Source organism: Desulfurobacterium sp. (assembly GCF_027028515.1).
In the GTDB taxonomy this organism is placed as follows: domain Bacteria; phylum Aquificota; class Aquificia; order Desulfurobacteriales; family Desulfurobacteriaceae; genus Desulfurobacterium_A.
The window spans coordinates 113,800-126,277 of record NZ_JALVIW010000008.1 but is presented as its reverse complement, the minus strand read 5'-3'; the positions used below and the strand labels follow the sequence as shown (position 1 = coordinate 126,277).

General features: G+C 37.5%; 16 protein-coding genes. 9 read left to right on the top strand and 7 right to left on the bottom strand.

Annotated elements, in window-relative coordinates; all coding sequences use genetic code 11:
- The 5 genes from MV676_RS01150 to MV676_RS01130 all read left to right on the top strand — a co-directional run.
- A partial coding sequence (locus MV676_RS01150) for a TatD family nuclease-associated radical SAM protein (protein WP_297444508.1) occupies nucleotides 1-1,193 on the top strand: 1,193 nt, incomplete at its 5' end.
- Between the two features lie 25 nt (nucleotides 1,194-1,218).
- Nucleotides 1,219-1,626: a nickel-responsive transcriptional regulator NikR gene (nikR, locus tag MV676_RS01145; protein WP_022846657.1), complete on the top strand. Its 408-nt coding sequence runs from the start codon at nucleotides 1,219-1,221 to the stop codon at nucleotides 1,624-1,626.
- Between the two features lie 55 nt (nucleotides 1,627-1,681).
- Complete coding sequence (locus MV676_RS01140; RefSeq protein WP_022846656.1) at nucleotides 1,682-2,425, top strand: YebC/PmpR family DNA-binding transcriptional regulator; 744 nt, start codon at nucleotides 1,682-1,684, stop codon at nucleotides 2,423-2,425.
- The gene (locus MV676_RS01135) at nucleotides 2,418-3,497 is read left to right on the top strand and encodes a lytic transglycosylase domain-containing protein (RefSeq protein WP_297444504.1); all 1,080 of its coding nucleotides are present in this window, start codon (nucleotides 2,418-2,420) and stop codon (nucleotides 3,495-3,497) included. The genes MV676_RS01140 and MV676_RS01135 overlap by 8 nt, the downstream gene beginning before the upstream one ends.
- Complete coding sequence (locus tag MV676_RS01130; RefSeq protein ID WP_022846654.1) at nucleotides 3,494-4,264, top strand: tRNA (adenine-N1)-methyltransferase; 771 nt, start codon at nucleotides 3,494-3,496, stop codon at nucleotides 4,262-4,264. Before MV676_RS01135 ends, MV676_RS01130 begins: the two co-directional genes overlap by 4 nt.
- On the opposite strand, the gene MV676_RS01125 is transcribed toward MV676_RS01130, so the two are convergent.
- Nucleotides 4,261-5,139: a hypothetical protein gene (locus tag MV676_RS01125; protein ID WP_297444502.1), complete on the bottom strand. Its 879-nt coding sequence runs from the start codon at nucleotides 5,137-5,139 to the stop codon at nucleotides 4,261-4,263. The genes MV676_RS01130 and MV676_RS01125 overlap by 4 nt on opposite strands.
- A 110-nt stretch (nucleotides 5,140-5,249) precedes the next feature.
- Here MV676_RS01125 and MV676_RS01120 point away from each other — a divergent pair, with 110 nt between their 5' ends.
- The 4 genes from MV676_RS01120 to cas2 (MV676_RS01105) are packed head-to-tail and all read left to right on the top strand — an operon-like array spanning nucleotide 5,250 to nucleotide 7,907.
- On the top strand, nucleotides 5,250-6,380 hold the full coding sequence (locus MV676_RS01120; protein ID WP_297444500.1) for a DUF1887 family CARF protein: 1,131 nt from the start codon (nucleotides 5,250-5,252) through the stop codon (nucleotides 6,378-6,380).
- Nucleotides 6,380-7,318 carry a CRISPR-associated endonuclease Cas1 gene (gene cas1 / locus MV676_RS01115; protein ID WP_297444498.1) on the top strand — a complete coding sequence of 313 codons (939 nt, stop codon included), beginning with the start codon at nucleotides 6,380-6,382 and terminating at the stop codon, nucleotides 7,316-7,318. Before MV676_RS01120 ends, cas1 begins: the two co-directional genes overlap by 1 nt.
- Nucleotides 7,315-7,584 carry a CRISPR-associated endonuclease Cas2 gene (gene cas2 / locus MV676_RS01110; RefSeq protein WP_297444496.1) on the top strand — a complete coding sequence of 90 codons (270 nt, stop codon included), beginning with the start codon at nucleotides 7,315-7,317 and terminating at the stop codon, nucleotides 7,582-7,584. The genes cas1 and cas2 (MV676_RS01110) overlap by 4 nt, the downstream gene beginning before the upstream one ends.
- Nucleotides 7,584-7,907, top strand: coding sequence for a CRISPR-associated endonuclease Cas2 (gene cas2 / locus MV676_RS01105; RefSeq protein WP_297444494.1), 324 nt, complete (start codon nucleotides 7,584-7,586; stop codon nucleotides 7,905-7,907). Before cas2 (MV676_RS01110) ends, cas2 (MV676_RS01105) begins: the two co-directional genes overlap by 1 nt.
- Before the next feature lie 415 nt (nucleotides 7,908-8,322).
- On the opposite strand, the gene csx2 is transcribed toward cas2 (MV676_RS01105), so the two are convergent.
- Genes csx2 through csm4 form a run of 6 tightly spaced genes read right to left on the bottom strand, consistent with a single transcriptional unit; the run spans nucleotide 8,323 to nucleotide 12,478 of the window.
- A complete protein-coding gene (gene csx2, locus MV676_RS01100; RefSeq protein ID WP_297444492.1) occupies nucleotides 8,323-9,588 on the bottom strand; it encodes a TIGR02221 family CRISPR-associated protein in 1,266 nt (421 codons plus the stop codon).
- A 1-nt stretch (nucleotide 9,589) separates the two neighbouring features.
- Nucleotides 9,590-9,934, bottom strand: coding sequence for a CRISPR system precrRNA processing endoribonuclease RAMP protein Cas6 (gene cas6 / locus MV676_RS01095; RefSeq protein WP_297444491.1), 345 nt, complete (start codon nucleotides 9,932-9,934; stop codon nucleotides 9,590-9,592).
- The gene (gene cas6, locus MV676_RS01090; protein WP_297444489.1) at nucleotides 9,834-10,376 is read right to left on the bottom strand and encodes a CRISPR system precrRNA processing endoribonuclease RAMP protein Cas6; all 543 of its coding nucleotides are present in this window, start codon (nucleotides 10,374-10,376) and stop codon (nucleotides 9,834-9,836) included. Before cas6 (MV676_RS01090) ends, cas6 (MV676_RS01095) begins: the two co-directional genes overlap by 101 nt.
- Nucleotides 10,376-10,711 carry a hypothetical protein gene (locus MV676_RS01085; protein ID WP_297444487.1) on the bottom strand — a complete coding sequence of 112 codons (336 nt, stop codon included), beginning with the start codon at nucleotides 10,709-10,711 and terminating at the stop codon, nucleotides 10,376-10,378. The genes cas6 (MV676_RS01090) and MV676_RS01085 overlap by 1 nt, the downstream gene beginning before the upstream one ends.
- Nucleotides 10,689-11,516, bottom strand: a complete 828-nt coding sequence (csm5, locus tag MV676_RS01080) for a type III-A CRISPR-associated RAMP protein Csm5 (protein ID WP_297444485.1) — start codon at nucleotides 11,514-11,516, stop codon at nucleotides 10,689-10,691. Before csm5 ends, MV676_RS01085 begins: the two co-directional genes overlap by 23 nt.
- Nucleotides 11,513-12,478: a type III-A CRISPR-associated RAMP protein Csm4 gene (gene csm4 / locus MV676_RS01075; RefSeq protein ID WP_297444472.1), complete on the bottom strand. Its 966-nt coding sequence runs from the start codon at nucleotides 12,476-12,478 to the stop codon at nucleotides 11,513-11,515. The genes csm5 and csm4 overlap by 4 nt, the downstream gene beginning before the upstream one ends.

The window sequence follows — 12,478 nt, the reverse complement described above, 5'->3', positions numbered from 1 at the left end:
TTCATCCTCATGATGCATCTAACTACGTTGCCGGTGTAAAGGAAAAACTTAAAGAGATTCTTTCTGATGAAAAGGTTGTAGCCGTTGGAGAGGCCGGACTTGACTTTTACAGGAATCTTTCACCTAAGGAAAAGCAGGAAGAGATATTCAGAATACAGATAGAGCTTTCAAGAGAGACAGGCAAACCGCTTATAATTCACACCAGGGAAGCCTCCCATGAAATGTCAGAATTTATCAAAAAAGAGATGGAAGGAGTGAAAGGAATCATTCACTGCTTTAACGGTGATAAAGAACTGCTTGAAACGGCGCTAAGAAATGGTTTTTTCATCTCTTACGCAGGTCCTGTAACTTATCCTAAAAATGAAGCTTTGAGGGATACCTTAAAAAAAGTTCCTTCTTCCCGCCTTCTTGTTGAGACCGATTCTCCGTATCTTGCACCTCAAAAAAAGAGAGGCAGGAGAAATCAACCTGTTTACGTTGCTTATACGATAAAAGCCATTGCCGATTATCTTAACCTCAATTTTACCGATGTTGACAGGATAACAACGGTCAACGCAAAGAGAATATTCGGTCTTCCAATGACAAAAGAGGAATCAGAACCGAAACTTGTTTATAAGGTTAAAAACAACCTCTACATAAATCTTACAACAAAGTGTCCGTGTAACTGTGTTTTCTGTTTTAGGGGTAAAGAAGATTACGTTTTAGGTTACAACTTAAAACTTGATAGAGAGCCGATTGCAGAAGAGTACATGTACCGTATTAAAAATCCCGGTATATACGATGAAATTGTTTTCTGCGGGTACGGTGAACCTTTTGAAAGGTTTGATGTTCTCGTTAAGGTCGCCAGATGGGCTAAAAGGATGGGGGCTAAAAAAATAAGAGTTAACACTAACGGTCTTGCCTATCTGATAACCGGCAGTGAAAACATTTTGAACGAGCTTAAAGGTGTTGTTGACACTTTTAATGTCAGTCTAAACGCTTCCAGCCCTGAAGAATACTACAGGATTGTTCGTCCTTCTTTTGGAAATGGAAGCTTTGAAAGTGTGATAAAATTCATTATTGATGCAAAAGAAAAAGGTTTTAATGTTATTATATCTGCAGTAAACGTTAAAGATTTTGATGTAAAAGCTTTTAAATCGTTTGCCAGAAAGCTGGGTGTTGAGTGCAGGATAAGGGAAGAGAAGGTAGTGTAGTTTCAGAAGAAAAGGAGGGAAGAAAATGGCAGGAATCGTTAGGTTTGGTATTTCAATTGACGGGAAACTGCTTGAGAGGTTTGACGAATACATAGAAAAAAAAGGTTATGTCAGCCGCTCAGAAGCAGTTAGAGACCTTATTAGAAACGCTCTTATCGAGGAATCCGTTGGAGAGGATAGGGAAGTTTTTGGCACAATTACCATAGTGTTTGACCATCATCAGAAAGAACTTGAAGACAAATTAACAGAGATAGAACATCAACATCTTGGAAATATTATTTCGTCCCTCCATGTTCACATTGACCATCACCACTGCATGGAGACGATAGTTGTAAAGGGTAAAGCAAGCGAGATAAGGGAGCTTGCAGATAGAATTATCAGTCAAAAGGGCGTTAAACATGGTAAGCTGGTTGTAACGGGCATAGAGCCTTGATTTTTCCTCTTTTTCCCCACATATTTACCACTGCATACTCTCCGGAGGTAAAGTCATGGCTGGACATTCAAAATGGGCAAACATTAAGCATAAAAAAGCGGCTCAGGATGCAAAAAGAGGAAAGATATACACGAAGCTTGCAAGGGAAATAACGGTTGCTGCAAGAGAAGGCGGTGGAGACCCCGAGTTTAATCCGCGTCTCCGTGCTGCTATTGAAAAAGCTAAAAAGTTTAACATGCCTAAAGAAAACATAGAAAGGGCAATCAAGAGAGGAACCGGTGAGATAGCCGGTGAGACCTACGAAGAGGTAACTTATGAAGGTTATGGTCCTGGAGGTGTGGCAATTATCGTTAAGTGCCTCACAGACAACAGAAACAGGACAGCATCTGAAGTAAGGCACGCTTTTTCAAAACACGGTGGAAACCTGGGAACATCAGGTTGTGTTTCCTGGATGTTTGAAAGGAAAGGCATTGTAACTATAAATGCTGAAGGTAAAGATGAAGAAGAGGTAATGATGGTTGCCATAGATGCCGGTGCTGAAGATTTTGTAAATGAAGATGGACAGTTTGTTATCTATACGCAACCTCAGGATCTTGAGACTGTGAAAAACGCACTTGAAGAAGCAGGAATAGAGATAGAAGAGGCTAAGGTTGACCTTGTTCCTCAAAACACAACGAGGGTAGAGGGTGAAACTGCCCGGAAGGTTCTTAAACTTCTTGAAGTGCTTGAAGACCTTGATGATGTTCAGGAAGTTTATTCCAACTTTGATATGCCCGATGAGGTTATGAATAATGCGTAAGCTCATTTTCGGGCTTCTCCTGCCGTTTTTACTTTCCGCGTCAGCTTCGGCGGCTGACCTTAAGACAGTTGTAGAACAGGAATCTAAAGCTCTTCTTATAGACCAGTTTGGTGCTTCTGTTTCAACTGCAAAAGATACCATCCAGATACTTGACATTCCCTGGAATCAGCCGGGTGTTCAGTTCTGGCTTCAGTACTATAAAAACCGCATGAATAGGCTTAAGCTTGTTCAACAGGCGGCAAGATACTCTATTTTCCTGCCTTACGTTAAGCCCATCCTTAAAGAAGAAGGTGTTCCCGAAGTTCTTGCATACCTTCCGATAATAGAAAGTGAAGGTAATCCGGCTGCCGTTTCCCGTGCCGGTGCGGCGGGTCTGTGGCAGTTAATGCCGAGGACGGCAAGACTTTACGGATTAAGAGTGAACTACTACATAGATGAACGTTTTGACATAGAAAAATCAACAAGAGCAGCAGCGCGGTATCTCAAAAAGCTTTATAAAATTTTTGGAAAATGGGATCTGGCCATTGCTGCTTACAACGCCGGTCCAGGAAAAATACTTTCTCTTATGAGGCGTTATCACACCGACTCTTTCTGGGATTTAGCAAAGCTTCCCGATGAAACACTTAACTACGTTCCAAAATTCTACGCGGTAGCTTCTCTCATTAATTCAGGACAGATAAAGGTTGCTACTTCGGAACACAAGCTTTTAAAAATAAAGATTGTTTCAAAAACCAGTTTATATGCCATAGCGAGGAAGTTGAGAGTTAAGTATTCAATAATAAAAAATTTCAACAGGCAGTATAGAAAAGGAGTTGTTCCCGCTTACAGGTATGTCTATGTACCCGCTTTTTCTATAGGGAACAGAACCTTCCTTGCAAAAGCAAAAGATGCAAGAATTTACATCTACCGTCCGTATAGAACCGAAAAGGTTACGAGAATTGCCAGAAAGTTTGGCACGGACGTTCACACCGTGGAAAAGCTTAACCGCATAAGAGGAAAATACGTCTATAGAGGACAGGTTCTTATCATAGTTGCATACAACAACGAAGGTAAAAGTGTGGTAATGAGATGAATAAGATAAAAAGAGAAGATACGGTTATTTTCTACGATAGAGAAAAAAATAAAAAATACTTTATTAATCTTGCCCTTACGCCGAAATTCGGCACAGAATACGGGATAATTGAAGCCGATGATGTTGTAGGGCTTGAGTACGGAAGTGAAGTAAAAACGCATAAAGGCTATTCTTTCCTCGTTCTTCCGGCAACCCTTCACGATTTTATTATGTACAAGCTTAACAGACTTACGCAGATAGTTTATCCGAAAGATGCAGCCTACATAGCGCTGCGCCTTGATGTAAAGCCGGGAGATAAGGTTGTTGAAAGCGGTATCGGAAGCGGTGCCATGACTGCCGTTTTTGCCCATATAGTAGGTGAAAACGGGCAGGTGATAAGCTACGAGAGAAGGGAAGAGTTCATAAAAAACGCCGTTTCAAACTTGAGAAAGCTTGGACTTGACCACAGAGTAACTGCAAAACATAGAGACATATCAGAAGGGTTCGACGAAACGGACGCAGATGCCGTTTTCCTTGATGTCAGGGAACCGTGGCTTTACCTTGACCATGCCTACGGGGCGCTGAAAAAAGGACGAATGCTCGGCATTTTGGTTCCAACCGTGAACCAGATAATAAAAACACTTGAAACGTTAGAAAACATGCCTTTCATAGATGTTGAAGTTCTTGAAATCCTTTTAAGGCATTACAAAACAGTTCCGGAAAGGCTGAGGCCGGAAGACAGAATGCCTGCCCATACAGCTTTTCTCATCTTTGCACGTAAGGTTTAAGTTAAAATTTTGCTTCCGACCTTTGCCACAGCCGGAGAAATTGCGACTGCTAACAGTACCCTTATTGCCACCATCGGAATCCAGCTGGCACCGAAGATTACGAACAAAAAGCTGTCTTCTATGACAGAATGACAAATCATAAGAAATGTTCCGATAAACAGAATATCTCTCTTCGTTAAACTGCCCGATTCTGCTTCATTTATAAGCACACCGGCGCCGTACGTAATGCCTAAAAATAGACCTGTCAGTATGGAAAACATCGTGTTGACTTTTTCACTGTACCTTTTTACAGGAGGCAGGTTCTTTATAAAGTTCAGTGCAAAGATTATAACAACAATTAGAAGAACGATTTTCCCTGATAGTATAACTGCATGCTGAACAGAATGACCGAGCATGTCAAAAACATTTTTGTAAACTTTTACGGAAACCTCTTTCTTACTGCTAATTCGGGAAGACAGATTAAAGGGGAGTAACATTAAAAGTTTTACCGCAACTATAGCTGTTAACGTTCTTAAAATAATAGAATAGATAACAGGAATACCCAGTTTCTTCATTATTGCCGATTCAACCAAAAAAGAGTGAGCGATGCCCAGAAAAAGTCCTACAACCGTCCACTGAAAAGGTGTAAGGCTTAAAGGTGCCAGAAAAGCTATAGCAGCGTAAAGATTAAAAATCATTCCCGCCGCTATTCCAACGGCACTTTCTGCCGGTAAATGAATAAGTTCCGTTAAAGGTTTGAAGACAAAAGCAACGTGGTTAAGTATTCCGAAATAGAGCAACGTATCGGCAACAATGTAAAGAGGCACTATTAACTTAACAATAAAAAGACTGCTTCTGACAGCAACTTTAAGCGTTTCTTTAAGATCAAAATTCATTCTGTTCTCCGATGTTTAAGTTAACTTAAATTATTCCTTTGGCTAAATGCAAGCAACAAATGTTGTTTTGGTAAAATAAAAAATGTGCTTAATAGATTTGTGAGGGACGATTGATTTTAGTTTCGCCTGTTTCAACCCAAACATTTCCTGTAGTTGTAACGGCTTTAACTTTGAAGCCGGAGAAGATTCTTCTCCTTTCAACACTAAAAGTCAGGAAGTTTGAAAAATTTTTAAAAAATGTTTTAACCTACTCCGGAATAGAAGTTGAGATTAAGACCATAGAACCTTACAACAGGAAATCCATCGTTTCTTCGGTTTCTGACATTTCCGGTGATGTCCTTTACCTTCTCAACTGCGGAACGAAATACACCGCTATGGTGCTGTTTGATATTGCCGGGAAGGATAAAGTTATTTATTACACGCCCGATGGAAAACTCCTCTCTTTAGACGGTGAAATCGTTGCAGAGATAAAAAATGACTTGCTTGATGTTGAGATTCATTCCGCAATGTACGGGTTTAAGATAAAGTCGGAAGTTCAGGAAATAGGTAAAATTGTTGAAAGGAAGGCATTGACTTATTATGTAGCTTTTAACTATAAAAAATTTACTTTGATTCTTAACAAAATTCAGGGCCAATTCTTACCAAAAGGTCTTTTTTCGCCGGATTTTTACTCTCTTACCGTTAAATATCAAGTTATTAAACCTCACGGCGGTAAATACCTTGTTTTTGACGAAGGCTATTTAAGAGGTAAATGGTTTGAAGAATTTGTTTTTCTCAAACTTATAGAGAGAGGTTTTTATGACGTTCACATCGGTGTTGTAATAAACTGGTACGATTCTGACGTGGTAAATGAAATTGATGTTATCGCTGTAAAAAATAACAGACTTCATCTGTTTTCTTGCAAGACAGGGAAAAACATCAATGTTTTCTCTAAACATCTTTACGAACTTCATGAACTTACCAAAAGGATAGGTGGAGATTTCGGAAAAGGCTATCTGTGCATAGCGCCTGCAGTTTTAAATACAAAGAGACCTTCTGTAAAAGCTTTTCCTTCCATGCCTAAAAAGCCGTTTGATCGCAGAGATTCAGATTGGCAAAAGTTTTTAAACTCTGAGGAAGGGAAAAAGTATAAAGAAGCTTGGTCTGCATACACTTCTTTAAAGTTTTTAACCAAAAGGGCAAACCTTATGGATTTGCAGATTTTAACAGTAGAGGATTTAATATCGGGGGACTGGCACTGATGAAAGGATTTCTCTTTGTAACTTCCAAAGGTGCAAAGGTTTCTAAAGACGGCAGCCAGCTTGTGATTGACATCGGTGAAAAGAGATCAAGGGTTCCCCTTGGAGCTGTAAGTCATGTTTTTATCATGGGTTACGTCAATGTTACTGTTCCCGTTATTCGGCTTCTTTCAACAAAAGGTAAGTTCCTGTTCATTATGAACAAGTTTGGAAAGTTAATAAGTGTAGTATATCCGGAATTTTTAGGAAGTGACAATAAGTTTCGACTTCTTCAGTATGCCAAATTCAGTAACGAGGAATTTAAGGTTCAATTAACTAAAAACTTACTGCTACAAAAATTAAACAACATAGTGAACGTGCTTTCGGGACTTTACGTTCCGTCAAAAATGAGCATGGCACCGGTAATGGAATGGAAAGAAAGCGTAGAAGCATCTATCTTGTCGGCTTCTGATAATCAATCAATGTTGGGTATTGACGGAAACATGAGCAGATTTCTCTTTTCAAAACTCGCTTCCTTCAATGAAAGTCCTTTTTACTTTGAGAGAAGAATTTATTATCTTCCTGAAGATCCTGTTAATGCGCTTTTAAGCCTTTCATACACTGTTTTCTATTCCGTTTTACATTCTGTTGTGATTTCGGCCGGATTAGATCCGTATTTTGGATTTTTCCATATTAAAAGAGGAAGACATGCAGCCCTTTGTTCTGACCTTCTTGAGATTGTCAGGCCCTTTTTGACGGCTCTTGTTTTCAGGTGTTTGAACGACGGATTTTTTGAAAAGGACGATTTTGTAAAAGAGAAAAGAGGTGTCTATCTGAAAAATGAGCCTTTGAAAGTCTTTTTAAAGTATTATACCGATGTGGTCATTCACAACAGAGATGATTCGTATTTCTCCCAGGTTAATAACTATCTTAAATACCTTAAAGAGGAGCTTAAAAAATGAAGTATGTTGTTGTTTATGATATATCAGATACCAAAAGAAGGAATAAAGTTTCTAAACTGCTTTCTTCTTACGGAATGAGAGTTCAATTCAGCTGTTTTGAGATAGAAGCTTCGCTGTCTGGTGTAAAAAGAATAGAGAAAGAAATTTCTGAGATTATTGATCATGATACAGATAGGGTTTTTATATTTCCGATTTCTCGTTACGTAATTGATATGGTTCAAAAATTTGGTGTTGTTAAAGAACTCAACGAGAGCACAGTGCTGTGATGGAAAAAACAAGGATAATCAAATACCTGGCAGTTTACGATATATGCATAAAGGACAACACACCCAAAGAGGCAAGACTCTCCGCTATAAGACGGATGAAGATAATGAGAATCTTATACTCTTACGGAGTAAGAACGCAGTTAAGTGTGTTTGAGCTTGAACTTTCCCCTTCAGAAAAAAGAGAGATGATAAGCAGAATCAAAAAATATTTAAGGCAAAACACGGATAAATTTTACCTGTATCCGATTGACGCAAGAAGTATTGAGAGTATAATTAGAATAGGTAACTATGACAATACGCTGTTAAGAGACTATTTCTTTTAGCGGTCTTTGCAAGCAGAATATGGAAAAAGTTGTATGTTCGCAAGGCTTGAGATGCAAGGGATATTAGCTTTTTATAAAAACTTCAAGTTTTGGAAGCCTTGGAAGATAGGCGGTTAAATTTGCCGCTATTGAAATGCCTTGATAAATGAGAGGGATTGCGACCCTAAACGTTTAACCGTTTCAAGCCATTCGCGAACATTGAAATGCCCTGATAAATGAGAGGGATTGAAATGTCTAAAAAAGATGGGATGTCATCCTGAGCGAAGCGAAGGATCTAAGGCTCTTCAGTGCAAAGCGCCTCAGAGTGACAAAAAGAATTTCATGAAAATCAACATCCCGAACTTTAAAAAGAGTGAAAACTTTGCTTTAATAGATTGGAAAATCAGTGATTTTGATTGTGAACTTCTTATCAATTTTAATGATTGTCATTGTTTTTTAAAATCTTTTCAGTTTCTACGATTAATTTTTCAAGTTGTTCTTTGAGTGCTTTCGTTTTTAAGCTTTTTTCTCTCATTCCACAATGGTTAATATCATTGCGAAAATCGGCCATTGTTTTCAGCAAATTCTTCCATTTAGATGATGACATGCTTTTCTCTTCAGCTTCTTTTCTTGTATTACGACAAAATATCTTTTCTGTTCCGTAATTCTCTTTCACAAGAAGGGTTGATATATATTCTCTTAGAAATGTATATCCTTGCTGGATTAAATTATGAGAAGAACACCACTTTGCTGCGCTCAGGAGATTTTCTATTCTTCCGGTCGAAAATTCCTTTAAAGAAAATTGAATTTCTTTTAAGAGATTTTTTAATAGTTTTGAAAATTTTCCGTTTTCTATCTCGATTTCTCTGGAAAAATTTTTCAGTATTTCGTAATCAAGAGATTCCGGCTCTGTTATTTCAATCTCTTTTCCGTTTTCATTTTTGCATGAAAATTTTTCTTTTGAAAATCCCGAAATTATCTCTTTCCCTCTGCAGGTTCTAATTGACTCGGTAAATCTCTTTAAATGTATGGAGAAATCTCTTAACTTTTGAGCGTTTTCATCTTTTCCCCTTGTCTTTTTAAGGATGTTTTTGCTTTCATTTTCTAACAGTTCCGTGAGAGTTTCGGAAATACCATACTTGATGAAATTTTGGGTTCCGACTATCCAGTCAAAAAGTTTATCGAGATCCGTTAATTCAAGTATTGGCGTTACTTCCGTGCCATCTATCTTATTTCTTGCTTCCCAGGCACCGTAAAATATTCCGGCTACTTTTATATTCTTCGTCAGCTTTAAATAGCTCAGCATAACCATCAACATCATAGGATAAAATCTAAAACCGTGGGTAATATCAAAAGTTACCGATTCATTCTCATTGAAAGATGAGGCTAATTTTTCAAATAATTGCCACATTTGCGTTTCGGAACTGATTATATCTTTATCTATAAAAACCGGCTCCAATTTTATATCAATGGATAGTTTCTCAATTTCGGATTTAAGAGACGGCCAATTCTTTTCCTTTGCCGTAGGTGTCAGGAAAATTCTGAAAATTTTTTCACTTTCTCTCTCTTTCCATTCTTTACTGTTGAGAATTTGAAGCAGAGCCGACTGAATATACTTTGTCCTCACCCTTTCACCGTAAAGAAAATAGGTTGTTTCCTTATAGTTGCTTGTGCCCAGGAAACTTGCAAAAACTTCAGCCATGTTAGCCCACCTGAAGATTAAAGAATGTTCTAACTTTTCCGAATCCCATGGTTGTTTTTCTTCCTACACCGCAGAATGGAGCAAACAGGGTTAACTGAGTAATTATCCTGCTGAATTCATCATCTTTAGATGCGTTGTAGAAGACTATTCGTCCCCTGAATCCGGTTATTTTCTTGAGTGATGCCATTTCAAGCTTTGTCGTTTTTATCCAGCATCCGGCAACCTGTATATCTCTCCCGATTTTTTCAAGGATTTCCTTTGACGGCAGTCTTTCCCCTGAAAATCGATTCCATTTTTTTAAGGATGCTTTTGTATATGAGAGAAGGTTCCGGAAGCGGATAATCATATTTACCTCTTTTAAATGTCGTTGGCGTTATGAAGTCCAGTATAATATCTCTTGTGCGGGTGTTTGCTTTCTCTTTTATATTTTCATAGCTTATTATGTCATCTGAATCTATTTTGAATGTTCTGAAAAGTTTTATTTTATAACTGTTTAAGTAATAATTTCTGTTTCTTGAATTTAAGATAACAGCTGTTGTTGTTTTTGATAATAACCAATCCTCAAGGAATGTTATCTCTACAAAAAATCTTTTCACCGTTTCCTTTTTATTTCTAAAAAATACGGGACAGCATAGGGTAAAAGGTTTCAGCCCGTTTATACTGTGGAGTTTTCCGGCTGTTTCACTGTCAAGTATTGAGAAAAACAATCCGTGAATCCTGTCGGGAGAAAGCTCCGATACAGGAACTGGATTATCGGCTTCAAATATAATCCTGATCTTTCCCGGCATTATTCAATCACCTCTAAATAGCACCAGCCCATCGGTTTTTTATTTATCGTCCAGAGGGTAAGAGGAGGTAAAGATTTGTATTCTCTGCGTTTCATGTCATATATTTTTGTAATTTTTTCATTGCCGGTTGTTACGGCAAGGGAGCCGGAATGAAAACCTATTTTTACGGGTGCTTCTCTGTTATGCCTCTTAGGCCTCAATTTCCAATTTATAAAATTACTGAAATACTTTTTTTCTCCATAGTAATAAGCTTTTGTTCCGTAACGGACTCTTAAGAATTTCATGATATTTTCTATGTTAAATATTTCCTTATTAAAATTTCTTTCTTTTTCCAAATATTTCTCCTGCCATTTCTTCATCTATGGTTATTGTTCCTTCAAAAACGCTTTTTTCCGTTATGTATTCAAGATACACAGGAAGACCTGTTTTTTTCTTTTTTCTGTGCACCATTTCAGCTTTACCTATCTTTATTCCTCCATCAACAAGCATAAAATCTGAAACTTTTATGAACCGTAAAATGTCCTTGGTGGTGTCAGGTTTAATTTTTCTTTCAAAATTGCGCAGTGCCAGAGATATTAATTCATTATTCATGTTGTTAATGGCTTTCTTGGGATTTCTGCTGTATTTTGCCCAAATAGTGCTTAGCTTTTTTAATAGTATCTCATCTTTAGATATTAAATAGCTAATAAGTGCTGTCCTTATTGCACCTTTTATACTGCTTCCCGGAATCATAGGTTTAAAAGATAAGGGATTCTTGTAAGTTTTTCTTATTTTCATCCGGTTTAAAATCCCCATTATTTTGCCGCTTCTATGCCTTTCTATGTTTGCAAATCTGAATAATTTTTTTTCAAGATCTGATAGGGCATCTTTATCAATTTCAAAATTAGCCAAACTGTCTTCCGGATTGAAATTGTTATGGACAAGTTTTCTTATTTCAATTATAGACGATTCATCTCCCTTTGCTGCTATTTTTGTAAATAAGTCAATTTTCCCGAGTTTTTCAAGGCGTTTAAAAAATTTAGCCTTATTAATTACATAAAATTTTTTGTTTTTTACCGTGTATTCAAGATCGTAATACGTATTTCCAGTTCCTATATGAGTTGGTGTTTCAACAGTTAATTTTAACTTATAGCTTTTCATTGCAACCTCACAAACAGTGGAAGTATTTTTGCACAGTGGATATAGCTATCATTCTGAGAAATCTTATAAATTCTACCGTAAACCTCTTTTCTTTCTTTGCATTTAAATACAGACCCTTCTTTCGTGAGAATTACAGGGTTCTTGAATATGTTTATTCCCTCGGGGCAAACTTCAGGTCCATGTTTGGGGAACTTGGTGAAAAATCTTGCATAGTAGTCTTCTATTTCGCCTTCCTTAACCATTCCGGTTGAAAGAGAGATAAATCCGTTTGGATTTGCTGTTTCCGGAAGGTCAGATTCATCAATAGACACAATTTCAAATTTTCCTTTACCGGTTGTTTTTTCTCCACCAAATCCGTTCAAACCCATAAAATGAAATGTTTGTTCTACTTCTTCCAGAGTTATCCGTTTTGAATTAAACTTACAGTAGATTTCAATCTTCGAACCTTTGTTGAAAAACAGGTATTCCTTATCGAACAGATGGCCTTCAAGGTGACTTCCGAACCTACGGTCGATTGTAACGTGCATCTGTTTGGCTTTTCTGTAAGACGGTAGAGCTTCTTTTTCATTTGATTTCCTGGTAAAGTTTTCAAAGAGAATTTCAGCGGTTATTTCTTTTCCTGATTCTATCAGTTCCCTCCAGAGCTTTTTCTCTATAAAGGGTTGCTTTTTAAACTTCTTGAGAATTTTGTATATGCCAATGTCTTTTTTCTCAGCTACTGGCAGGTTTCTGAAAGGTATAACAGGAAACGGCAGATATCCTTCGGGAAAGCCGTTGGAGAAAACCATGACAGGTTCCGTGTCATAGTTATTAATCAGGTTCTCAAGCTTTTCTCTACCATATAAAAATCTGTAATGCCAGCAGAATTCTCCAAAAAGTGTATCGCTCTGTAAGAGTGTATTGCTCTGTAGTGGTGTATAAAATGGTGTTAATGGTTCTATAACTATTTTTATTGCTTCCAT